This window comes from Novosphingobium album (ex Hu et al. 2023), from assembly GCF_022832385.1.
Lineage (GTDB): Bacteria > Pseudomonadota > Alphaproteobacteria > Sphingomonadales > Sphingomonadaceae > Novosphingobium > Novosphingobium album.
In genome coordinates, this window is record NZ_JALHLE010000036.1 from 24,702 (window position 1) to 48,283 (window position 23,582).

Annotated in this window: 23 protein-coding genes; 19 read left to right on the forward strand and 4 right to left on the reverse strand. The window is 63.7% G+C overall.

Annotated elements, in window-relative coordinates:
* The first annotated feature begins 36 nt into the window (after positions 1-36).
* From MTR64_RS18385 to MTR64_RS18455, 15 genes are all read left to right on the forward strand, one after another.
* Positions 37-1,347 carry a UDP-glucose dehydrogenase family protein gene (locus MTR64_RS18385; protein ID WP_243995967.1) on the forward strand — a complete coding sequence of 437 codons (1,311 nt, stop codon included), beginning with the start codon at positions 37-39 and terminating at the stop codon, positions 1,345-1,347.
* Between the two features lie 196 nt (positions 1,348-1,543).
* Positions 1,544-2,656 (forward strand): sensor domain-containing diguanylate cyclase, encoded by a 1,113-nt coding sequence (locus MTR64_RS18390; protein ID WP_243995968.1) that lies wholly within the window; start codon positions 1,544-1,546, stop codon positions 2,654-2,656.
* A gap of 478 nt (positions 2,657-3,134) precedes the next feature.
* Complete coding sequence (locus MTR64_RS18395) at positions 3,135-3,581, forward strand: MarR family winged helix-turn-helix transcriptional regulator (protein WP_243995969.1); 447 nt, start codon at positions 3,135-3,137, stop codon at positions 3,579-3,581.
* Between the two features lie 94 nt (positions 3,582-3,675).
* Complete coding sequence (locus MTR64_RS18400; protein ID WP_243995970.1) at positions 3,676-4,572, forward strand: LysR family transcriptional regulator; 897 nt, start codon at positions 3,676-3,678, stop codon at positions 4,570-4,572.
* Positions 4,573-4,652: 80 nt separating this feature from the next.
* Complete coding sequence (locus MTR64_RS18405) at positions 4,653-5,117, forward strand: NAD(P)H-dependent oxidoreductase subunit E (RefSeq protein ID WP_243995971.1); 465 nt, start codon at positions 4,653-4,655, stop codon at positions 5,115-5,117.
* A complete protein-coding gene (locus tag MTR64_RS18410) occupies positions 5,114-6,667 on the forward strand; it encodes a formate dehydrogenase beta subunit (RefSeq protein WP_243995972.1) in 1,554 nt (517 codons plus the stop codon). Before MTR64_RS18405 ends, MTR64_RS18410 begins: the two co-directional genes overlap by 4 nt.
* Positions 6,668-6,673: 6 nt before the next feature.
* Positions 6,674-9,514, forward strand: a complete 2,841-nt coding sequence (fdhF, locus tag MTR64_RS18415; protein WP_243995973.1) for a formate dehydrogenase subunit alpha — start codon at positions 6,674-6,676, stop codon at positions 9,512-9,514.
* A gap of 7 nt (positions 9,515-9,521) precedes the next feature.
* Positions 9,522-9,752, forward strand: a complete 231-nt coding sequence (locus MTR64_RS18420) for a formate dehydrogenase subunit delta (RefSeq protein ID WP_243995974.1) — start codon at positions 9,522-9,524, stop codon at positions 9,750-9,752.
* 83 nt (positions 9,753-9,835) lie between these two features.
* A complete protein-coding gene (locus MTR64_RS18425) occupies positions 9,836-10,768 on the forward strand; it encodes an MBL fold metallo-hydrolase (protein ID WP_243995975.1) in 933 nt (310 codons plus the stop codon).
* Positions 10,769-10,827: 59 nt separating this feature from the next.
* Positions 10,828-11,640 (forward strand): bifunctional DNA-formamidopyrimidine glycosylase/DNA-(apurinic or apyrimidinic site) lyase, encoded by an 813-nt coding sequence (gene mutM, locus MTR64_RS18430; protein WP_243995976.1) that lies wholly within the window; start codon positions 10,828-10,830, stop codon positions 11,638-11,640.
* A gap of 135 nt (positions 11,641-11,775) precedes the next feature.
* Entirely contained in the window at positions 11,776-12,036 is a 261-nt protein-coding gene (gene rpsT / locus MTR64_RS18435; RefSeq protein ID WP_243995977.1) for a 30S ribosomal protein S20, read from the forward strand.
* Positions 12,037-12,564: 528 nt separating this feature from the next.
* Positions 12,565-13,998 carry a chromosomal replication initiator protein DnaA gene (gene dnaA, locus MTR64_RS18440; protein WP_243996004.1) on the forward strand — a complete coding sequence of 478 codons (1,434 nt, stop codon included), beginning with the start codon at positions 12,565-12,567 and terminating at the stop codon, positions 13,996-13,998.
* 298 nt (positions 13,999-14,296) lie between these two features.
* Positions 14,297-15,148: a GGDEF domain-containing protein gene (locus tag MTR64_RS18445; protein WP_243995978.1), complete on the forward strand. Its 852-nt coding sequence runs from the start codon at positions 14,297-14,299 to the stop codon at positions 15,146-15,148.
* A gap of 126 nt (positions 15,149-15,274) precedes the next feature.
* Complete coding sequence (locus MTR64_RS18450; protein WP_243995979.1) at positions 15,275-15,673, forward strand: DUF983 domain-containing protein; 399 nt, start codon at positions 15,275-15,277, stop codon at positions 15,671-15,673.
* A complete protein-coding gene (locus MTR64_RS18455; protein ID WP_243995980.1) occupies positions 15,670-16,440 on the forward strand; it encodes a HesA/MoeB/ThiF family protein in 771 nt (256 codons plus the stop codon). The genes MTR64_RS18450 and MTR64_RS18455 overlap by 4 nt, the downstream gene beginning before the upstream one ends.
* 13 nt (positions 16,441-16,453) lie before the next feature.
* Here the strand turns inward: MTR64_RS18455 and MTR64_RS18460 are convergent, their stop codons facing one another.
* Positions 16,454-17,173 (reverse strand): NAD-dependent deacylase, encoded by a 720-nt coding sequence (locus MTR64_RS18460; RefSeq protein WP_243995981.1) that lies wholly within the window; start codon positions 17,171-17,173, stop codon positions 16,454-16,456.
* Positions 17,174-17,271: 98 nt separating this feature from the next.
* On the opposite strand from MTR64_RS18460, the gene dapB reads away from it, so the two are divergent.
* Genes dapB through MTR64_RS18475 form a run of 3 tightly spaced genes read left to right on the forward strand, consistent with a single transcriptional unit; the run spans position 17,272 to position 19,061 of the window.
* Positions 17,272-18,000 carry a 4-hydroxy-tetrahydrodipicolinate reductase gene (gene dapB, locus MTR64_RS18465; protein WP_243995982.1) on the forward strand — a complete coding sequence of 243 codons (729 nt, stop codon included), beginning with the start codon at positions 17,272-17,274 and terminating at the stop codon, positions 17,998-18,000.
* On the forward strand, positions 17,997-18,656 hold the full coding sequence (gene nth, locus MTR64_RS18470) for an endonuclease III (protein WP_243995983.1): 660 nt from the start codon (positions 17,997-17,999) through the stop codon (positions 18,654-18,656). The genes dapB and nth overlap by 4 nt, the downstream gene beginning before the upstream one ends.
* 12 nt (positions 18,657-18,668) lie before the next feature.
* Positions 18,669-19,061: a hypothetical protein gene (locus MTR64_RS18475; RefSeq protein ID WP_243995984.1), complete on the forward strand. Its 393-nt coding sequence runs from the start codon at positions 18,669-18,671 to the stop codon at positions 19,059-19,061.
* Here the strand turns inward: MTR64_RS18475 and MTR64_RS18480 are convergent.
* From MTR64_RS18480 to dapE, 3 genes are all read right to left on the reverse strand, one after another.
* Entirely contained in the window at positions 19,054-20,379 is a 1,326-nt protein-coding gene (locus MTR64_RS18480; RefSeq protein WP_243995985.1) for a dicarboxylate/amino acid:cation symporter, read from the reverse strand. The genes MTR64_RS18475 and MTR64_RS18480 overlap by 8 nt on opposite strands.
* Positions 20,380-20,486: 107 nt before the next feature.
* Positions 20,487-21,818, reverse strand: a complete 1,332-nt coding sequence (locus MTR64_RS18485) for a dicarboxylate/amino acid:cation symporter (protein WP_243995986.1) — start codon at positions 21,816-21,818, stop codon at positions 20,487-20,489.
* A 66-nt stretch (positions 21,819-21,884) separates the two neighbouring features.
* Entirely contained in the window at positions 21,885-23,045 is a 1,161-nt protein-coding gene (dapE, locus tag MTR64_RS18490; RefSeq protein WP_243995987.1) for a succinyl-diaminopimelate desuccinylase, read from the reverse strand.
* A 57-nt stretch (positions 23,046-23,102) separates the two neighbouring features.
* Between dapE and MTR64_RS18495 the strand changes: the two genes are divergently transcribed.
* Positions 23,103-23,567, forward strand: coding sequence for a cupin domain-containing protein (locus tag MTR64_RS18495; RefSeq protein WP_243995988.1), 465 nt, complete (start codon positions 23,103-23,105; stop codon positions 23,565-23,567).
* Positions 23,568-23,582: the final 15 nt, after the last annotated feature.

The window sequence follows — 23,582 nt, forward strand, 5'->3', positions numbered from 1 at the left end:
TAAAGGCAGGGTTAGTTTCGATCGAATGAGGTTTTCATGAAGATTGCAATGGTTGGCTCCGGCTACGTCGGACTGGTTTCGGGCGCGTGTTTTGCCGATTTCGGGCATGACGTGGTCTGCATCGACAAGGACCAGTCGAAGATCGACCGGCTGCACGAAGGCGTGATGCCGATCTACGAGCCGGGCCTCGATGCGCTGGTGGCCAGCAACGTCAAGGCCGGTCGGCTGTCCTTCACCACCGATCTGGCCGAAGGTATCAAGGGCGCGAGCGCAATCTTCATCGCGGTCGGCACGCCTTCGCGCCGCGGCGACGGCCATGCCGACCTTTCGTTTGTCTATGCTGTCGCGAGCGAAGTGGGCGAGAGCCTGTCGAACGAAGCCGTCATTGTCACCAAGTCGACAGTACCGGTGGGCACCGGGGACGAAGTGGAACGCATCCTCAGGGACAGCGGCACTCCCCACCGCGTGGCCGTCGTCTCCAACCCTGAATTCCTGCGCGAAGGCGCTGCTATCAGCGACTTCAAGCGCCCGGACCGTATCGTCATCGGCGCCGAGGACGATTTCGGCCGCGAGGTCATGCGCGAAGTCTATCGCCCGCTGTTCCTCAATGAATCGCCGATCCTGTTCACTTCTCGGCGGTCGTCCGAATTGATCAAGTATGCCGCCAACGCGTTTTTGGCGACCAAGATCACCTTCATCAACGAGATGGCCGACCTGTGCGAAAAAGTCGGCGGCAACGTTCAGGACGTGGCCCGCGGCATCGGCCTCGACGGGCGCATCGGCGGCAAGTTCCTCCATGCCGGCCCCGGTTATGGCGGTTCCTGCTTCCCCAAGGACACGCTCGCCCTGCTCAAGACGGCCGAGGACTATGAAAGCCCGGTGCGGATCGTCGAGGCGGTGGTGAAGGTCAACGACCTGCGCAAGCGGGCGATGGGCCGCAAGGTCCTCGAAGCGTTGGGAGGCACCGATGCGGCACGCGGCAAGCGGGTCGCCATGCTGGGCCTGACCTTCAAGCCCAATACCGACGACATGCGCGATTCCCCGGCCATCACCATTGCGCAGACGCTGGCCGACGCTGGCGTTTCGGTGGCCGCGTACGACCCGGAGGGCATGGAACTGGCAAAGCCGCTCATGCCCGAAGTGGAAATGGTCGCCGATCCCTACGCCGCGATCGAGGATGCCGATGCTATTGCGATCGTCACCGAATGGGATGCCTTCCGCGCACTCGATCTGGACCGGGTCAAGGGCCTGGCCAAGGCGCCCGTGCTGGTGGACTTGCGTAACATCTACCAGCCCGAGATGATGCGCGAAGCAGGCTTCTCCTACACGTCCGTCGGCAGGCACTGAACCTGGCATTGCGGGCTGGCAAGGCAGTCTGTTCATAGAGGAATTCCGGAAGGGGCTAACGGTCAATAAACAAGACTGACGAACGGTGGCCGGCAACCGGGGATAGCCCACGCCATCTGGCGGACACCGGCCACAAATTGTCTAACGCCGGCCCGGCACGATATAGTCGGAGATCCGATTTTCGAGGGTCCGACCATTGCCCGGCAGTTCCGCCGAGTCCCTGACCGACCGGGTCTATATCGAACAGGTTCGCAGTCTTTACCTGCATCTGTTACCGGCCGTGGCCATGTGGGCTGCGTTCGCGCTTACCTTCTGGCTGGCCTTTCGCCGCACGCCCGAACCTGGCTGGCTTCTGCTGGGTGTAGCGGGCCTGGCGGCAAGCTCGCTGCGCATCGGCCTGACCATAATTTTCCGTGACATGGCGCTGACCGGAGCCCTTGATCGCCCAAAGGCCCGGCGGCTGGAGATCATCTTCGCGCTACCCTACTTCGTCTTTGCTCTGGTTCTGGGCCTTCTGGGCGCGCTTATCTTCCGCTCTCCCGTGCCGGAAATTCACATGCTGACGATTTGCGTCATCGTGGGCTATTGCGCCGGCACCGCAACCAGTTGCGGCCTGAGGCCCCGGCTGGCCATAGCCAGCATGCTCGCCGCAGTCGGGCCGCCTATCCTCGTTTCCGTGTTCATTCCCGATCCCGCCTATCTTGCTATGGCCTTCATCGCGACGTCCTTCGTGTTGGGGGGAGCGCGCTCGATTCTGGTACGCTTTGAGGTCGCCAAGGCGGAAATCGCCAGACGCATGGTGTCGATTTCGCTCGCCCGGCGCGATGTTCTGACCACCCTGCCCAACCGGCTGGCGCTGCAGGAGTATTTCGACGAAAATGCGGTCCTGATTTCACCCCACCGGCCGATCGCGGTCCACTATCTCGATCTCGACGGGTTCAAACCTGTGAACGATCGGTATGGCCATGCGACCGGCGACGCATTGCTGCTCGCCATAGCCGACCGTTTGCGCGGTGCCATCCGCAGCGGAGACCTCGTTGCCCGCATCGGCGGCGACGAGTTCGCAATCATCCAGTTCAGCCTTCACCATGCTGACGAAGCTGCCTTGCTCGTCAGGCGGATCATCGCCGCCATCGAGCAGCCGTTCATCGTTGAGGGCCACAGCCTCACCATATCGGCAAGTATCGGCACAGTGGTCAGTCACGACCGGCACCAGCCACTGGAGTCGCTCCTGAAAGCGGCGGACGCCAGACTCTACGAACTCAAGCAGGCTCGCCGGCATTCCATTATGTTCGCCATGATTGCGTGAAATTCAGGAGAGATGGCTTGCGGGAGTCAGGGATGACCGCCTGGGACTACCACTCGTCCTTGACTACGTCCGTGGGGCCCGTGGGACTTCCTGGCGAATGTCGCACTCGGCAAGCATGCCTTCCTCCAGCGCAAAATGAGCGGCCTGCAGCGCCGTTGCAGCATGCACGGCCGGGAATGTGAGACCGAGCCGATCGTAGAGAGAGACGACCTGGTCCAGGACCACTATCGATGCACGAAGCGCGTCCTCCGGGGAATTCGCATTTGAGAACATGAACCCCACTTCCCTGTGAATCGAAAATCTTGTCTGGCTTCGACTTAGCGCACTACGGACAAGAGCCTAACGGATTTCCCTAAAGAGCTCCGGAAACATACCACCGGCAATCGTTTGCGCAGGACGAGCAAATAAATTTTAATTCCAAAACGGATCAAACTCGGCTTATTATCGGCACAGCGATCAGGTCGCGCGAGGGGCGCAAATGAACAGAAAAATGCCAGCCGAAGAGCTGCACACCGATCTGCCCAAGAAATTGGCAGAAATTGATCCGTCAATCACGACAGAATATCTAGAGAATATTACATTAAATAAAGAGCGAAATATAAAAAAAATCGCTCGGAAAATTTACAATATAAGACAGAAGAGAGGAATTTTTTTTAGAAAAAATCTATTCGGAGACCCTGCCTGGGACATTATCCTTGACCTTTACATAGCCGAAGAGGACGAGAAGGAAATTTCCATAACCAGTGCATGTGTCGCCGCAGGCGTTCCGACTTCAACTGGACTGCGCTGGATCACCATTCTGATCCAAAATGGATATGTCGATCGGCACGACGACCCGGCGGACGCGAGACGATCGTACCTCCGGCTGACCGCCACCGCCCGCGATTCCCTGGAAGCTCTTCTGAGCCAGTTCAGCGAAGACTGATCCAGCCCGACGCCGGGACACCGGAGCATGTTCCCTTTCCGCGCCATATTGATAGAATTCATCTATCAATATGGCATCCGAACGCAGACAGGACATGCAACTCAGAGCCCTGCGCTATTTCGTAACTCTCGCACGCGAACAACACTTTGCCCTGGCTGCAGAAGCCTGCGGTGTGACGCAGCCCACGCTGTCTTCGGCGATTGCCTCGCTCGAATCTCAGCTCGGCAAACGCCTCGTCGAACGGGACCGGCGCTTTATCGGCCTCACGCAGGAAGGGCGAGCCATGTTGCCCTGGGCCCAGCAACTGCTCGCGGCGCACGAGAGCATGGTCCATGCCGTGGACGCGCTCGACGGGCCGCTGCATGGAGAATTCCGGCTCGGCGTCATCCCGGCGGCGGCGCCTGAAACCGGCCGTTTCACAGAAGCGCTGCTGCACACCCACCCCGGCATGACGATCTCGGTCCGTTCGCAGACCTCGCGCGAGATCGTGCGCAGCATCGAGGCCTTCGAGATCGATGCCGGCATCACCTATCTCGACCACGAAAGCCCATCCAGCGTGATCAGCGTGCCGCTCTACGCGGAGACTTATGTCTTCGTCATGGCCCGCGGGAACAAGCCGCCACCGACAGGGCAGATGAGCTGGCAGGAGGCGGGACACTATCCGCTGTGCCTGCTCCATCAGGGCATGCAGAACCGGCGGATTCTAGACGGGCTGATGCGCGATTCCGGCGTAGCGGCCACACCGCGCGCCACCGCGGACAGCTATGTCGCCCTGCTCGCCATGGTCCGCTCCGGCGGTCTCGCGACGGTAATGCCGGAACGCTACACCGGCCTGATAAAGGGCGCGGACTGGGCCAGCGTGCACCCGCTCGCGATGGAAACGCCGGTCAGCCGCATCGGCCTGATCGTCGGCGACCGGGCGCCGCTGGATCCGGTGGCCGCTGCCGCGCTGGGATGCGCCCGCACGATAGCGGAACTGCCCTTTGATTGATTACTTCTATCAGGCATCACTCTAATCAATTTGACCGCCCCCGTGCGATGCCGCAGCGTGGCCGCAAAGAGAAGAGCGCCATGACCGATATTGCTGCAATCCAGACCCTGATCGACGGGGCCGTGCATCGCGATGCGCGCGGCGCCCTGCTTCCGCTGCTGCACGAATTGCAGGAGGAGTTTGGCTATATCGATCCGGCCGCCGTGCCGCTGATCGCTTCCGCCCTCAACCTCAGCCGCGCCGAAGTGCACGGGGTCATCAGCTTCTATCCCGAATTGCGCACCGAGGCCCCTGCCCGTCATGTGATAAAGCTGTGCCGCGCCGAAAGCTGCCAGGCGCGCGGCGGCGCGGCGATCGAGGCTGCGATGGCACAGCACCTCGGCGTTGCCATGGGTCATGCCCGCAAGGACGGGCAGGTGGCGCTGGAGCCGGTCTATTGCCTCGGCCTCTGCGCGATCGGCCCCAATGCGCTCGTCGACGGCCGTCCGGTGGCGCGCATCGACGGCGAGGCCGTCACCCGGATCAGCGCCGAGGTGGAAGCATGACCCGCATCTTCATCAGCAAGGACATGGCCTCGGTCGCGCTCGGTGCGGATCAGGTGGCGGACGCCTTTCGGCAGGCGGACTGCGAGGTAGTCCGCACCGGATCGCGCGGCCTCTTCACCATCGAGCCACTGGTCGAGGTAGAGACGTCTTCCGGACGCGTTGCCTATGGCCCGGTTGGCCCCGAAGACGTTGCCAAAGTGCTCGACGGCAGCCACCCGAACTGCATCGGCAGGATCGAGGAGCACCCGTTCTTTTCTGGCCAGCAGCGTTTCACCTTTGCCCGCTGCGGCGTGATCGATCCGCTCAGCATAAGTGACTACGCGGAAAACGGCGGGTGGAAAGGGCTGGAAGCGGCCTACGCCCTCTCCCCGCAGCAAGTCGTGGACGCGGTCAAAGCCTCGGGCCTGCGCGGCCGGGGCGGGGCGGGGTTTCCTACCGGGATCAAGTGGCAGACCGTGCTCGACACCGAGGCGGACGAGAAATTCATCGTCTGCAATGCCGACGAGGGCGACAGCGGCACTTTCGCCGACCGCATGCTGATGGAAGGCGATCCGTTCCACCTGATCGAAGGCATGGCGATCGCGGGGCACGCCGTGGGCGCGCGCCACGGCTATATCTATATCCGCAGCGAATATACCTTCGCGGTCAAGACCATGCGCGAAGCCATCGCCCGCTCGGCCGGAAAGATCGCGCCCTTCACGCTGGAAGTGCGCGTGGGCGCTGGCTCCTACGTCTGCGGCGAGGAAACCTCGCTGCTTGAATCCATCGAGGGCAAACGCGGCGAAGTGCGTGCCAAGCCGCCGCTGCCCGCAATCGAGGGCCTGTGGGGCCAGCCCACGGTCATCAACAACGTGCTCAGCCTCTCGGCGGTGCCCTTCATCCTGTCCGAAGGACCGCAGGCCTATGCCGATGTCGGCTTCGGCCGCTCGCGCGGGACCATGCCGATCCAGATCGCGGGGAACGTGAAGAACGGCGGGCTTTACGAGATCGGCTTCGGCGTGACGCTGGGCGAACTGGTCAGCCAGATCGGCGGCGGTACTGCCAGCGGCCGCCCGGTGCGCGCGGTGCAGGTCGGCGGGCCCCTGGGCGCTTATTTCCCGCCCTCGATGTTCCACCTGCCGTTCGACTATGAGGCTTTCGCCGAGGCGGGTGGGCTCATCGGCCATGCCGGGATCACCGTGTTCGACGACACCGTGGACATGGCGAAGATGGCGCGCTTCGCCATGGAATTCTGTGCGGCGGAAAGCTGCGGCAAGTGCACGCCCTGCCGCATCGGCTCGACGCGCGGCACTGAACTGATCGACCGTATCGTCGCCAAGGCCCCGCGCACGGCGGACATGCTCGAAACGCTGCCGCAAATGCGCAACGCCCGAACTATTGCACGCACCCACGACGAGGAAATCGAGCTGCTGCGCGACCTCTGCGACACCATGAAACACGGCTCGCTCTGCGCGCTGGGCGGCTTCACACCCTACCCGGTGCTGAGCGCGCTTGATCATTTCCCCGAAGACTTCGGCAGCACGCCCGCGCTGACCGAGGCGGCGGAGTAACGCGACATGACATTCACCCGCGAAAAGGATTTCGGAACGCCGGAAAAGCACGGCGAGACCGTATCGCTCACCATCGACGGCCAGCAGGTTTCGGTCCCCGCCGGGACCTCGATCATGCGCGCGGCGGCCATGGTCGACACCGCGATCCCCAAGCTCTGCGCCACCGACAGCCTCGAAAGCTTCGGCTCATGCCGCATGTGCCTCGTCGAGATCGACGGGCGCAGGGGCTATCCCGCCTCCTGCACCACCCCGGTCGCGCCGGACATGGTCGTGCGCACAGAGACCGACAAGCTGCGCAAGCTGCGGCGCGGGGTGATGGAGCTCTATATCTCCGACCACCCGCTCGACTGCCTGACCTGCTCGGCCAACGGCGACTGCGAGTTGCAGGACGTGGCGGGTTCGGTGGGCCTGCGCGATGTGCGCTTCGGCTATGAGGGCGCCAGCCACCTCGAAGGCTGCAAGGACGAGAGCAACCCCTACTTCACCTTCGATCCGGCCAAGTGCATCGTCTGCTCGCGCTGCGTGCGCGCCTGCGACGAGGTGCAGGGCACGCTGGCGCTCACGGTGGACGGGCGCGGCTTTGCCAGCAAGATTGCGGCAAGCCAGGACGAAGGCTTCCTCGCCTCCGAATGCGTCTCCTGCGGGGCCTGCGTGCAGGCCTGCCCGACCTCGGCGCTGATCGAGAATACCGTCATCGAAAAGGGCACGCCGGACAAGTCCGTCGTTACCACCTGCGCCTATTGCGGCGTGGGCTGCACCTTCCGCGCAGAAATGCGCGGCGAGGATCTGGTGCGCATGGTTCCGTGGAAAGAAGGCAAGGCCAACCATGGCCATTCCTGCGTGAAGGGCCGCTTCGCCTGGGGCTATGCCCAGCACCGCGACCGCATTCTCAATCCGATGGTGCGGAGCTCGGTGGACGAGCCCTGGCGCGAGGTTTCGTGGGACGAGGCTATCGCCCACGTCGCTTCCGAATTCCGCCGCATCCAGAGCAGCTACGGCACCCGCGCCATCGGCGGCATCACCTCCAGCCGCTGCACCAACGAGGAGACCTTCCTCGTCCAGAAGCTGATCCGGCAGGGCTTCGGCAACAACAATGTCGATACCTGCGCGCGCGTCTGCCACTCGCCGACCGGCTATGGCCTCAAGACCACCTTCGGCACCTCTGCGGGCACCCAGGACTTCGACAGCGTCGAGCAGGCCGATGTCGTCCTTGTCATCGGCGCCAACCCCACTGACGGCCACCCCGTCTTCGGCAGCCGCCTGAAGAAGCGCCTGCGTGAAGGGGCAAAGCTGATCGTCGTCGATCCACGTCGCATCGACCTCGTGCGATCGCCGCATATCGAGGCGGCGCACCACCTGCCGCTGCGCCCCGGCACCAATGTCGCGCTGCTGACCGCCATGGCGCATGTCATCGTGACCGAGGGGCTGGTGGACGAGACCTATGTCCGCGAGCGCTGCGACGGCGAGGCCTATGCCGAATGGGCTGCTTTCGCCTCCGATCCCGCCCGCTCACCCGAAGCGATCGAGGATCTCACCGGCATTCCCGCCGCCGACGTGCGCGCCGCTGCCCGGCTCTATGCCACCGGCGGCAACGGGGCGATCTATTACGGCCTCGGCGTGACGGAGCATTCGCAGGGCTCGTCCACCGTCATGGCCATTGCCAACCTTGCCATGGCGACGGGCAATGTCGGCAAGCCCGGCGCGGGCGTGAACCCGCTGCGCGGGCAGAACAATGTGCAGGGCTCATGCGACATGGGCAGCTTCCCGCACGAGCTGCCGGGCTACCGCCATGTCTCCGACAGCGCCACGCGCGCGCTGTTCGAGGCGGACTGGGGCACAGTGCTCGATGCCGAGCCGGGCCTGCGCATCCCCAACATGCTCGATGCCGCGACCGACGGCACCTTCAAGGGCATTTTCATCCAGGGCGAGGACATTCTCCAGTCCGATCCCAACACCAAGCACGTTGCGGCAGGACTCGCGGCAATGGAATGCGTCGTCGTGCAGGACCTGTTCCTCAACGAGACCGCCAATTACGCGCACGTCTTCCTGCCGGGTTCGACATTCCTTGAGAAGGACGGAACCTTCACCAATGCCGAACGCCGCATCCAGCGCGTGCGCAAGGTGATGGAGCCGAAGAACGGCTATGCGGATTGGGAAGTGGTCCAACTCGTGGCCAACGCCATGGGGCTGGACTGGACTTATACCCACCCCTCGCAGGTCATGGACGAGATCGCGCGGCTTACGCCGACCTTCGCGGGCGTGAACTACGATGTGCTGGATGAGCGCGGCTCGGTGCAGTGGCCGATGAACGCCGCCGCTCCCGAGGGCACGCCCACCATGCACATCGATCACTTCGTGCGCGGCAAGGGCCTGTTCGTCGTGACCGACTACGTGCCGACCGACGAGCGCACCGGCCCGCGCTTCCCGCTGCTGCTCACCACCGGGCGCATTCTCAGCCAGTACAATGTCGGCGCGCAGACAAGGCGCACGCCGAACGAGGCCTGGCACGCGGAGGACCGTCTGGAAATTCACCCGCACGATGCTGAAAACCGGGGCGTGCGGGACGGCGACTGGGTCTCACTCCGCTCCCGCGCGGGCGAGACCACCTTGCGCGCGCTCATTACCGACCGGGTGGCACCGGGCGTCGTCTACACGACCTTCCACCACCCGGACACGCAGGCCAACGTCATCACCACCGACTTTTCGGACTGGGCCACCAATTGCCCCGAGTACAAGGTGACGGCAGTGCAGGTTGCGCCCTCGAACGGGCCTTCCGAGTGGCAACAGAGCTACCGCGCGCAAGCCGAGCAGAGCCGCCGCATCGAACCGGCAGAACCCGCGGAGTGATGGCACGATGACGAGCACCGACGAGCGCCTCGCCTACATGGCCGCACAGATCCTGCGCAACTTCGCCGTGAAAGGGCAGAAGGCGGCCATAGAGGCCGCCACCGACCACATCGTACAGTTCTGGGACCCGGGCATGAAAGCGCGCGCCAGCGCCATGCTCGGGGATGCCGGTACCGATCTGTCCGAAGACGTGCGCGCTGTGTTCGAACGGCTACGGCAGGAACAGCCCGCACGCTAGCGCCTGCTCCTTGCGCCAGGGAGGGTTGCCGGCCGCCCCAGTATTACACTTGCGAATTTTGATATTAAACATACGCTGAGCGGATGCAGACCATCCCGCGCGCAGTAAGCCGTTTCGCCACCCTCACCCGCCTGCTCTTGCCCGCTGGCGCCGCCCTGCTGCTCGGCACACCGCCCGCGCACGCGGAAGCGCTGCATTTCGAACACTGGATCGACGGGACGGCGGAAAGCGAGCCGGAGATGCAGGTCCAGAAGATCGACGCGGACACTTTCGTCATCCGCCAATCGGTCAAGACCAACTTCGAGGCGCCGTTCCTGTACCTGCTGTTCGGGCAGGACCGGGCCCTGCTGCTCGACACCGGTGCGGGCGGCCTCGAGATCCGGCCGACCATCGACCATGTGATCAGCGACTGGCGAGCCGCACACGGTGGCCGCACCATCCGTCTCGTCGTCGCGCATTCGCACGGGCACGGCGATCATCACGCCGGTGACGACGAGTTCACCGACCGGCCGGACACCGATCTCGTGGGCCTTGCTCCCGAACAGGTCGCGGCGTTCTTCGGCATCGGCGACTGGCCGGACGCAACTGCGCGCTACGATCTGGGCCAGCGCGTGCTCGACATCATCCCGACCCCTGGCCACCAGAGCGCGCACATCATGGTCTACGACGAACGCACGCACCTGCTGTTCTCGGGCGACATGCTCTATCCCGGCAGGCTCTATGTACCGCATGGCGAGTTCGGCACATTCCGCGCGAGCGCCGACCGGCTTGCCGCGTTTGCGATGACCCATCCCGTCCGCGCGCTGCTGGGCGCGCATATCGAGATGACGACGACACCGGGCGAGGACTATGCGATGAAGGCGCCTGAACACCCTGCCGAACATCCCCTGCCCCTTGCGCCCGCGGTCATTACCGAACTGCAGGAGGCCACAGCCATGGCAGGCCCGGAGCCTGCGATCGACCGCCACGCGGACTTCATCGTCTACCCGCTCCCGCCGCGTCCTCCTGCGGAGTGAGCGCGCCCCGGCACGTGCCATCATGACACGGCGCGCCGATCCGGCTAACGCACGGGCCAATGCCTGAGCTTCCCGAAGTCGAAACCACCGTGCGCGGCCTTGCCCGTTTCCTTGAAGGGGAGCGAATCGCACGCGTGCAGGTGAACCGGCCGGACTTGCGCCGCCCTTTCCCGCCCGATCTGGTCCAGACGCTCACCGGCGCGCGGGTCACGTCGATGGGGCGGCGGGCCAAGTACGGCCTCATCCATACCGACCGCGATCAGACAATGGTCTTCCACCTCGGCATGTCGGGCCGCTGGCGGATCGAGCCCGAGAAGCCGGAGAAGCACGATCACCTCGTGCTGGAAACCGAAGCCGGTCACGTGCTGGCGCTCAACGATGCGCGGCGCTTTGGTTCAGTCGATCTGGTGGCGACTGACGCCCTCGACAACTGGGGCACCTTCGCCCAGCTTGGCCCCGAGCCGCTGGGCCCTGATCTGACGCCGCAGCACCTCAAGCGCGCCTTCAGCGGCCGCATTGCCCCCATCAAGCAAATGCTGCTGGACCAGACGATCGTCGCCGGGCTCGGCAACATCTACGTCTGCGAGGCGCTGTTCCGGTCCGGCATCCGCCCGGACAAGGAATCCGGGCGCGTTTCGCTCGCCGCGCTTACCCGGCTGGTGCCCGCCATCCAGCAGGTACTGTCCGAATCGATCGCAGCGGGCGGCTCTACGATTCGGGACTACGCACAGCCTTCAGGTGAACTCGGATACTTCGCCGCCTCCTGGCAGGTCTATGGCCGCGAGGGTGAACCCTGTACGTGCGGCGCCCCGGTGCTGCGTTTCGTTCAGGGCGGAAGAAGCACATTCTGGTGCCGTAAATGCCAGAAATAGGCGGCTTAGCACGACTTCTCCGGGTTGACGGAAGACGGGTGCACCGCTAAGGGGCGCGCTTTCCGGCGAGTCCGCTCGCCTCCCGCAGATTCGTTTAGGTAGGGGCCGCAGGTTCGGCCAGACAGAGGAAATTCGATGGCCAATACGCCGCAAGCCCGCAAGCGCATCCGCCGCAACGAGCGCCGCGCTGAAATCAATACCAACCGCATGAGCCGCATCCGCTCCTTCGTGAAGAAGGTGGAAAGCGCCATCGCCGGCGGCGACAAGACCGCTGCCGCTGACGCCCTCAAGGCTGCCCAGCCCGAGCTGGCACGCGGCGTTGCGCGCGGCGTGATTCACAAGAACACGGCTGCGCGCAAGATGTCGCGACTGACCAAGCGCGTCGCCTCGCTCTGAGTCGCACGCCGATTCGGCTTTGAGGGCAGATCCTAGACATCTGTCTTGAGCACGAAACAGGAACGGAGCCGGAGAGAAATTCTCCGGCTCCGTTTTGTTTTTTGCTGCGATGCAGCACTGTTTCAAGCAAAGCCGTGAAAATGCTGCGATTCGCGGCATCGCATTGCGGAAGATACTGATTTTTTGAGAAAAATTATTTTTCACGGCGGAACACCGCAGTCATCCGCGTGTCAACCATCATAATTTTTTTTATTTGATGACCCCCGTATTGCGCCCTGGCGAAACCCCTCCCAAAAGGGTTGCCGGCCGTTGCGGAACTGGCCGGGGAAAACATCGATAGAGTAGACTTCATGAGCTGCAAACCCAAGTTTGCGGCCACGGATAGTTATATCCACCGTCGGTGAAAGCCAGTTCCGGCAACGCTGCTTGGGGTCAGGCGGGCTAGGGGAGTTCGAGCGGGTGTCAGGGTCATCAACGGGTCAGAACGCTAATTCAGCGAACAGGAAGTCCAAGGCGGTGCGTGCAGTGATGGAAGAGGATCAGGAAGCCGTGAATCTGGCGGCCGACTGGGCAGATATCAGTCAGGGCCTGCGCAAGGATCTGGGCCATCAGGTCCACAGCCAGTGGATCAAGCCGATTCAGCCGGGCAATTACTGCAAGGAAACCGGCACTCTTGATCTTTACCTGCCGACCGAGTTCTCGTCGAACTGGGTGAACGACCGCTTCGCGGACCGTCTCTCGCTCGCGTGGAAGATCGCCCGGCCGGACGTGCGCCACGTGCGCATCCTCGTCCACCCGGGCCGCCGACAGCTGCCCGAACTGCGTTTGGGCAGCGGCGGCCGCCCGGGCAGCGCGCCGGCCAACGATTCGGCCCACGGCACAACCGACCCGCTCTCGGCTGCTCTGGCTGGTGAATCGTTCACCGCACTGGGTCAGGGCCCGGCGAGCATTGATGCGTCGCAGACCTTCGCCTCGTTCGTGACGGGCACTGCCAATGTGCTGGCGTTCAACGCCGCGCAGCGCATGGCCGCCAATGAAAAGCCGCAGTTCTCGCCACTCTACCTCAAGGCCGCTACCGGTCAGGGCAAGACGCATCTGCTGCACGCGATCGGCCATGCCTATCTGGCGAACCACCCGCACGCGCGCATCTTCTACTGCTCGGCCGAACGTTTCATGGTCGAATTCGTACAGGCGCTGCGCCAGAACCAGATGATCGAGTTCAAGGCCCGCCTGCGCGGCTTTGACCTGCTGCTGGTGGACGACATCCAGTTCATCATCGGCAAGGCATCGGCGCAGGAAGAACTGCTCTACACGATCGACGCGCTTCTGGCCGAGGGCAAGCGGCTGGTCTTTGCCGCCGACCGCGCACCGCAGGCGCTGGATGGCGTCGAGCCGCGGCTGCTCAGCCGCCTGTCGATGGGCCTTGTCGCCGACATCATGCCCGCCGACATCGAACTGCGCCGCTCGATCCTCGAAAATCGCCTGCAGCGCTTCGCCTCGATCGACGTGCCGGCCGATGTGATCGAGTTCCTCGCACGCACGATCAATCGCAACGTGCGCGAACTGGTGGGCGGTCTCAACAAGCTGATCGCTTATGCCCAACTGACCGGCCAGCAAGTTTCACTGCAGCTTGCCGAGGAACAGCTGACCGATATCCTTTCGGCCAATCGCCGCCGGATCACGATCGACGAGATCCAGCGCACGGTCTGCCAGTTCTACCGGATCGACCGCACCGAGATGAGCTCCAAGCGCCGCGCCCGCGCCGTCGTGCGCCCACGCCAGGTGGCGATGTACCTCGCCAAGGTGCTCACGCCGCGCTCCTACCCGGAAATCGGGCGCAAGTTCGGCGGACGTGATCACTCGACAGTGATCCACGCCGTTCGCCTGATCGAGGAACTGCGCACGCGCGATGCCGACATGGACGGAGACGTGCGCTCACTGCTGCGCCAGCTCGAAAGCTGATTTCATTCCCAGGTTGTCCCCGGAACCTCCCGGAATGGCCAACAGGTTTTTCAACAGGGCCTGCAAGCGAAACCCGCTTGCAGGCCCTGATTATTTCCGGCGAAAGTAAATTTAAACTATCTACGCCTCTGAAATGTCGAAATGTAAACACACCCGATATCGAAATATAATCGTTTTCTGACAGGTGATTGGGGTACGGCTAAAAATATTAACACTTTGCCAAGGCAATCACCATACTATCTTTCGATAGATCTGCGAACGAATCGTGGACTGCTACAACTGGAAGAGGCACCCCCCGATGCGCTTCTACAAAGCCACAGCCTTTCTGTTCCCGAGCCACTACGAGCGACGAATTTTTCTCGTCTGCCTCGGTGCAGCGCTTGTTCCCTTGATAGCCTGCGCGACGCTGCAGGCCGCCACGGGATACTGGGACATCACAACGCTTGCTACAGTGCTGGCCGCTGGCCTGATCGGTGCCGGCCTTGGAATTTGGGCGATCCAGGCCTTGCTTGCGCCGCTCGCCAATGCCACCGCCATCCTCGAAGCAGTCCAGACCGGCGATCCCGTCGAGCAGATCCCCGAAGGTGGTAATGACCTCGTGGGCCGGCTTCTGCGCGGCGTCACCACCGCAGCCAACGAATCGGCCGCACGCATCAGGCGTCTGGTGGATACCGCCGAGCGTGACCCGCTGACCGGCGTTCACAACCGGCGCGGGTTCATCGAGTCCGCGCGGGAAGTCCTTCTCGGCCAGCATACCGCCGTCCTCGCCATCGTCGCCGTCGATCACTTCGCGCTTATCCATGAACAGTTCGGCCGGGCGGTCGGAGACAAGGTGCTGCAAGCCGTAGGCCTGCGCCTCGAGAGCGAACTGCGCCGCACCGACCTGACCGCACGATGGACCAGCGAGACATTTGCCGTGCTGCTGCCTGACACCCTGCTAGACGAAGCGCGCCTGATCATGGAACGCCTGCGCGCCTCGGTCGCGCTGGACCAGAGCCTCGCCGACCAGGGCTGGCCAGTCACATTCTCCTGCGGCCTGGTGGCAATCCGGGACTACGCCCAGTTCGACGACGCCTGCAACCGGGCTGACGCCGCGCTAGACGATGCCAGAAGCGGCGGCCGCAACCGAATCCACGCTGCCACAGACTGAATCCATAGCCTATCCCCCCGGACCGGCCGGCCCCGCCCACCACGCGAGGCCGGCCGGTTTCCTTGCACTGAGCAAACGGGCCATTTCCGACTTCACCGGCCGTCCGGCTTGCTGTAGGCCCGCACCATGATTCCCGCTACCTTCGCCCAGGCCGCAGCGCGCGGCATCCGCGGCAAATGCCCTCGCTGCGGCGAGGGGCGCCTGTTCCGCAAATGGCTGAAGCCGCGCGAGCATTGCCCTGTCTGCACGCTTGACCTGACGCCACAACGCGCGGACGACTTTCCGGCCTACATCGCGATTCTCGTCACCGGCCATGTGATGGCGCCGCTGATCATCATGCTCTCGCTCGATTTCGAACTGGGCCCGCTCGCGATGGTTTCGATCCTGGTGCCGCTGGCACTCATCATGATGCTCGGGATGCTCCAGCCCGCCAAGGGCGCTGTTATCGCGGCGCAGTGGTGGTTCGGGCTGCACGGGTTCGTCAAGGAGCGCCTGCCAGAGGACAACGCCTCGGGTCCGGCATGAGCCTGAGCTCCGACCGGCTAGCCCGCTTCGCGCGGCACATCGTGCTTCCCGAAGTGGGCGGGGCCGGACAAGTGGCTCTGGCTGATGCGCACGTAGTGCTTGTCGGCTGCGGCGGGATTGGCAGTCCTGCCCTTCAGTATCTCGCCGCAGCCGGCATAGGACGGCTGACACTGGTTGACGATGACGTCATCGACGTCAGCAACCTCCAGCGCCAGACGATTTACACGCCGTCTGATCTCGGCAGGCCCAAGGCGGAAATGGCGGCCGAGTGGGTGCGGCGTTTTGATTTTGGCCTCGAGGTCGCGTCAGTCGTCGCGCGGGTAGGGGGTGACAACGCTGAGCAGGTCCTCTCCGGCGCGAGTCTCGTATTGGACGGTTGTGACAACTTCGCGACTCGGCTGGCAGTGTCAGATTCCTGTGTAAAACAGGAAATCCCGCTCACCAGTGCCGCAATCGGCCGGTTTCAGGGGCAGGTTGCGAACTTTGCCGGACACCTCCCGGACCAGCCCTGCTACCGCTGTTTCGTTGGCGATGCCTTCGATGCGCAGGATTGCGACACTTGCGCGGCGGACGGCGTGCTGGGGGCGATGGTCGGCATGGTCGGCACATTTGCCGTCATGCATGCGATTCGCGTGCTCCTCGCCGGGCACGCGGCTTTCGGCGATCCCCAGTTCGGCACGCTGCACCTGATCGACGGCATGGCGCCTTCCATGCGGCCGTTGCGAATCGCCAAGGACCCGGCCTGCAAGGGATGCGGGGCCCACTGAGCGCCCCAAACCGTCACAGCGCCAGCATTTCCTCGACCCATACGGGCACCACTTCAGTCGCCGGACCATGGCGGGCCTCATCGAACCAGGCCGTGCCTTGCGAGGGCTCGAGATTGAGTTCCAGCGTTGCGGCTCCCAGATCCCGCGCATTGCGCACGAAGCCGGCCGCCGGGTAGACCGCGCCCGAAGTGCCGATAGAAACGAACAGGTCCGCCTCGCGCAGAGCCTCGAAGATTTCGTCCATCCGGTAGGGCATCTCCCCAAACCAGACGATATCAGGGCGCAAGGAAGGCGCCCCGCATGACGGGCAGGCCGGGCGGGTGATCAGCGGCCCGGTCCAGAGCGCGCGCTGATCGCAGGCGGTGCACCAGGCGAGAAGATGTTCGCCGTGCATGTGGATGAGGTCCGGATCCGTTACGCCCAGCACCGCCGCTGCGCGGTCATGGAGGTCATCGACATTCTGCGTCACCAGCGTCACCCGCCCCGGCCACTGCGCCTGCAGCTTCGCCAGTGCCAGATGCGCGGCATTGGGCTGCTTGGTCTGGATCGCCTCGCGCCGCATGTCGTAGAAGCGCAGGACCAGATCTGGATCGCGCGCGAAGGCTTCGGGCGTCGCCACGTCCTCCACGCGGTGCTGTTCCCACAGGCCGCCCGAATCGCGGAAGGTGTCGATGCCGCTCTCGGCCGAAACCCCGGCGCCGGTGAGGATGACGATGTTGCGGATAGTGCCCATGACGCGACCATACCGCTCATCACGAGGTTGTCGAAGCGGCTTGTTTGCGCCATGCGGGCTTGCCGCAGCCCTCAGGCACGGCCCAGCGGAGAACACGAGTGAGCAGAATCGGCATCATCGGCAGCGAAGGACGCATGGGGCAGGCCATCGCCGAAGCCATCCGCGCTGCAGGCGAGGAACTGGCGGGCGGCATCGACCGCGATGGCGACGCAACAACCCTCACGCCAAAGTGCGATCTGCTTATCGATTTCTCGAGCCCGCACGGGCTCGAAAACACACTCGACGCAGCGGTCGCGGCAGGCATTCCGATCGTAATCGGCACCACCGGCCTCGAGGAACGTCATCACTGGCTGATCGACAACGCCGCGCAGACAATTCCCGTTCTGCAGACCGGCAATACCTCGCTGGGAGTGACCCTGCTCGCCCATCTCGTGCGCGAGGCGGCCAGCCGCCTCGGCGAGGACTGGGATATCGAGATTGTCGAGACCCACCACCGCATGAAGGTCGATGCTCCCAGCGGCACCGCGCTGCTGCTCGGCGAAGCGGCGGCCGAAGGGCGTGGCGTTGGCCTTGCCAACAGCGCAGTGCGCGGCCGCGACGGAATCACTGGAAAGCGCGAGGCAGGCACGATCGGCTTTGCCTCGTTGCGCGGTGGCTCGGTGTCGGGAGACCACACTGTCCACTTCCTGGCCGACAACGAGCGTCTGGCATTTTCGCACCTCGCGGAAAACCGGACCATCTTCGCCAAGGGCGCCGTCAAGGCGGCACAATGGCTGCTGGGCAAGGAGCCGGGCCGCTATACAATGCCCGAGGTGCTCGGTCTGTGAAGAAGGACCAGATTTTCGAATTCTTCCGCCGCCTCGCCGAGCTGAACCCCTCGCCCGAGACCGAGCTGGAATTCGGAAATACCTACCAGCTGCTGGTCGCCGTCGTGCTCTCGGCGCAGGCGACCGACGTTGGTGTGAACAAGGCGACGCGGGCGTTGTTCCGGGACGTGAAGACACCGCAGCAGATGGTTGATCTGGGCGAGGAAGGTCTCAAGGAGCACATCAAGACGATCGGCTTGTTCAATTCCAAGGCCAGGAACGTCATCCTGCTCTCGCAGATCCTCGTCGACCGCTATGGCGGTCAAGTGCCGGCAGACCGCGACGCGCTGGTTGAACTTCCCGGAGTCGGGCGCAAGACCGCCAACGTGGTGATGAACTGCGCCTTTGGGGCCGAGACTTTCGCAGTCGACACGCACATCTTCCGCGTCGGCAACCGCACGGGCCTGGCCAAGGGCAAGACCCCGCTCGCGGTCGAAAAGCAGCTCGAAAAGAAAGTGCCCGGCCCGTTCCGCGTCGGCGCGCATCACTGGCTGATCCTGCACGGACGCTACATCTGCAAGGCCCGTACGCCCGAATGCTGGCGCTGTCCGGTCGTTGACTTGTGCGGCTACAAGCCCAAGATCATGGAAAAGGGAGTCGGCAAGAAGGCTTCCTGAGAGGAGTATCTCATGAAAGCTGCGTTCCTGCCGATGCTCGTGCTTGCCCCGCTCGCTCTGACGGCCTGCTCCGAAGGTGAGCCGCGCAAGATGCCACCGCCGAGCCCCGCTGCCGAAGCCATTGGCCCGGCCGAGAACTGCCTGCCGATCACGCAGTTCTCCAGCAGCAAGATCCGCGACGACTGGACCATCGACTTCTTCGGCGCGGGCAGCAAGGTGTGGCGCGTAACCCTGCCCAACAAGTGCGGCGGCCTGAAATCAGCCGACACCTTCACCTACGAGACTTCGCTCTCGCAGCTGTGCAAGCAGGATATCATCTATCCGCTGAACCAGTACGGAGGCCACCTCCAGCGCGGCGCAGGCTGCGGCATGGGCCCGTTCGTGCCGGTAAAGCTGATCAAGTAGGCACGGGGTCTCCAGCGGCGGCATCGCCGCCGCTGATCGCCGAGATCACAGTCGCACAGACCAGATCGCCCACGACGTTAAGCGTGGTGCGGCACATGTCGAGGAAACGGTCGACGCCAAGGATCAGGCCAATGCCTTCGGGCGGGACTCCCACACCACCGAGGATCAACGCGATGACCGGCAAGGACCCCGCCGGAACACCGGCCGTGCCGATGCCTGCCAGTATGCACACGAGCATCACGAACAGCTGCTGGCCGAGATCGAGATCGACGCCGAAGAACTGCGCGAGGAACAGCACGGTGACGCCTTCGAACATGGCCGTGCCGTTCTGGTTGGCCGTCGCGCCGATGGTCAGGACAAAGCGGGCGATGCGTGGCGGCAGCCGCAACTCCTCGCTGGCGACGCGCAGCGCCGTGGGCAGCGTTGCGTTGGAACTTGAGGTCGAGAACGCCATGACCGCCGCCTCGCGCGTTTCGCGGAAAAACACGACCGGGTTCTTGCGGGCGATAAAGGCCAGCAGCATCGGGAACACCCCGAACATCTGGATGGCAAGGACCAGCAGCACCACCCCGACATAAGCTGCCAGCTTGATCAGCAGGTCCCACCCGAACTGGGCGGCCAGATTGAACATGAAGCAGAAGATCGCATAGGGCGCGAGCCGGATGACGATGCCGATCAGCAGCATCGACACCTCGAACACGCCTTCGATCGCGTCCTTGAGCGTCCTGGCCCTCGGGGTCGTGACCAGCAGCAGGCCGATCCCGAAAAACAGCGCAAAGAACATCACCGCCAGAATATCGTTGTTGCCCATGGCAGAGATGACGTTGGACGGAATCAGGCCGAGCACGGCATCGACGCCAGTCCTGGCCTGGGACGATGCCTGGACGATGCTGCCCGCGTTCGCGGCGCCTTGTGCCAGCAAGTCCCGGGCGGCCTGCCGGTCCACCCCATCGCCCGGCCGCAGCGTGTTGACCACCGCCAGGCTGAGCGCAACCGCGATGCCGGATACAGCGACAGTGTAGACGAGCGTCGCCACCCCGACTTTGCGCAAGGTTCGAATCTCGCCCATTTCGGCAATGCCGATGACCAGCGCGGAAAACAGCAGCGGGATCACCAGCATGAACAGCAACCGCAGGAATACCTGCCCCACCGGCACGGTCACGTAGGTGATGACAGGATCAATCCAGGCCCTGTCCTGCGCAAAAGTATAGACCAGCAGGCCAAGCACCAGACCTGCCACGAACCCGATCAGGATGCGCAACTGCGCACGGTTGCGGCCAACCGGAACCGGAGTGTCGCCTTGAGGTATACCGGCCATGCGCGTGCCTTCCCCGGACAACGTCCGGTTTCGCGTTCGGCACTACCGTCGCAATCGCAGCAATGATTGTCCAGTCCGGAGGACCCTGAAGGATACCTGCCCGTCCGTCAGGACACGCGGGTATCCTCGTAGAACTCGGGATCGACGTTGAGCCCTGCCCGCCCGTGCGAGGCGGTGTGCGACGGCGCGTGCGGGGGCTCCGCATCGTCGTCCATCAGCGGCTGCAACATGCCTTCGCTGCGGGTGATGACAGAAGTCGCCACGGCATTGCCGATGACATTGGTCGCCGAGCGCCCCATGTCTAGGAACGTGTCGATGCCCAGCAGCAGCGCGATGCCCTCCACCGGCAGGCCGAACTGGCTGAGCGTGGCGGCGATTACCACGAGGCTCGCCCGAGGCACGCCGGCGATACCCTTGGAACTGACCATCAGCGTCAGCAGCATCAGGATCTGCGTCTCGATGGGCACGTGGATGCCATAGGCCTGCGCCACGAAGAGTGTCGCGAAGCTCATGTACATCATCGAGCCATCGAGGTTGAACGAATAGCCCAGTGGCAGAATGAAGCCCGACACACGGCGCGGCACGCCGAAACGGTCGAGCTGCTCAAACAGCTTGGGCAGACCCGCTTCCGACGAGGCGGTGGAGAACGTCAGCAGCAGCGGCTCGCGGATATAGCGGATCAGTGTGAAGATGCGCCCTCGCAGGAATACCGCGCCGATCGACAGCAGGATTATCCAGAGGAGCAGAAGGCCGAAGTAGAACTCGCTCACCAGCACGCTGTAAGTCACGACGATGCCGAGGCCCTTGGTCGCGATCACGCTCGCGAGTGCGCCGAACACGGCGGCCGGGGCGAAGCGCATGACGTAGTCGGTGATCTGCAGCATGAGGTGCGAGAGTGACTCGCTGGCCTTGACCACCGGCGCGCCCTTTTCGCCGATGGCGGTGAGCGCGACGCCCACGAACAGCGAGAAGACCAGAATCTGCAGGATGTTGTTGTTCGCCATCGCATCGAAGGCGCTGGTCGGGAAGATTTCGAGCACGAAGTGGCGGAATGAAAGCTCACCTGTTGCCAGTTCACCAAGATCATCCGCGGTTTCGAGTCCCACGCCCACACCGGGGCGGAACAGGTTCACGAGCAGAAGGCCGAGCGCCAGCGACAGCAGGCTCGCCGAAATGAACCAGCCCAGCGCCTTGGCGCCGATGCGCCCGAGCGCAGCACTGTCGCCCATCCCGGCAATGCCTGTGACGATGGTCGCGAAGACCAGCGGGGCGATGATCATCTTGATCAGTTTCAGGAAAACGTCCGGCAGAAGCTTGAGATAGTCCGCCCAGACCTTCAGCGCCGGATCACCGGCGGCATGCGTGATATTGAGCACCCAGCCAACGAGAATGCCGAGTACCATGCCAGCGATAATCAAGAACGTCAGCCGTTTGGCCATGCAACCCCCGCGAGAAAATCGAGTGGACCGTAACAGGCGAACCTGTCGGGTCAATGTCACGGACTGTCAGGAATTTGCGCCGGAACCCGAAAGTGCAGCCTCGGTGACGCGGCGATAGATCCTGGCCAGCGCATCGAGATCGGCCATCGCTACGGCCTCGTCACGCTTGTGCATGGTGGCATTGCACAGGCCGAATTCGATCACCGGGCACAAGTCCTTCAGGAAGCGTGCGTCTGACGTGCCCCCACTGGTGGACAGTTCCGGATCGACGCCGGTCTCGGCACGGATCGCTTCGGCCAATATGGCGGAGAACGTGCCCGGCTCGGTGAGGAAAGCCTCGCCGGAGATCAGCGGACGAGCGGTGCCACCATGCTTTTCGGCAATAGCAGTGACCCGCGCGCCCAGTTCGGCGCCGGTGTGCAGGTCGTTGAAACGGATCGAAATACGCGCAGAAGCCTTGGCCGGGATCACATTATGCGCCGGGTTGCCGACGGTCAGATCGGTGATTTCCAGATTGCTCGCCTGGAACCAGTCAGTCCCCTCGTCGAGCACCTGTGCATCGAGCTCGGCCAGCATGCCGACCAGCTTGGTCACCGGATTGTCGGCAAGATGCGGATAAGCGACGTGTCCCTGTACGCCCTCGACATCGAGAAAGATGTTCACTGAGCCGCGGCGGCCGATCTTCATCGTGTCGCCCAGGCGGTTCACCGAAGTTGGCTCTCCAACAAGGCACAAGTCCGGGATTTCGCCCCGCTCGCGCATGAGGTCCATCAGCGCCAGCGTGCCATAGCGCGCGGGGCCTTCCTCGTCGCCGGTAATGACAAAGCTGATCGTCCCCGCTTCAGACGGAATCTCGCGCACGGCGGCAACCATGGCCGCGATCGAACCCTTCATGTCAACCGCGCCGCGCCCGTGGAGCAGGTCCCCGCGCCGCTCGGGCAGGAACGGTGCCGTCGTCCAGCCGTCGCCGGGAGGCACGACGTCGAGATGACCGGCGAAGGCAAAATGCCTGGAGCCGTCGGGCCCGCGCCGCACGGCAAACAGATTCTCGACAGGACCATCCGGTGCCTCGCCCGCGACGAAACGCGTCACTTCGAAACCCAACGGCGTGAGCTGCTTTTCAAGGCAATCGAACACCATACCCATGGCAGGCGTGACGCTCGGGCAGGCAATCAGGGCTTCGGCAAGGTCGGTAACACTTGCGGCGACGGGCGCGGTCTGGGACATATCCGGCGCTCATCGCACAAGCCGCCTGCGAAAACCATAGGCGCCGGAGAGACCCCCATGCCCAAGATCGATGTCGAAGCGCTCCCCCAGTCGAACCGGACGGGTTATCCGCCCCCCTTCGACGAGCCCGTGGCCGGCCGCTGGTGGCGGCGCCTCGCCCCGGCGGGCGGGCTGACCGAAATGGGCGCGAGCCATGTAGTCCTGAAACCCGGCGCCTGGTCCAGCCAACGCCACTGGCACGACAACGAAGACGAACTGCTGGTCATGCTAACCGGCGAGGCGGTACTGGTCGAGGATGACGGCCGGACCACGCTGAAACCCGGCGACGTCTGCGCATGGCCCAAGGGCGTCACCAACGGGCATCACCTGATCAACGAGAGCGACGCCGATTGCAGCTTCATCGCCATCGGTGCCGGCAACCAGAAAGGAACGGGCGCTTATTCGGACATCGACATGAAGTTCGATGACGAAGGGTATTTCCACAAGGACGGCGTGCCCTATCCCACTGAACGGATGAAATAGGCGCCGCGCGCCGGA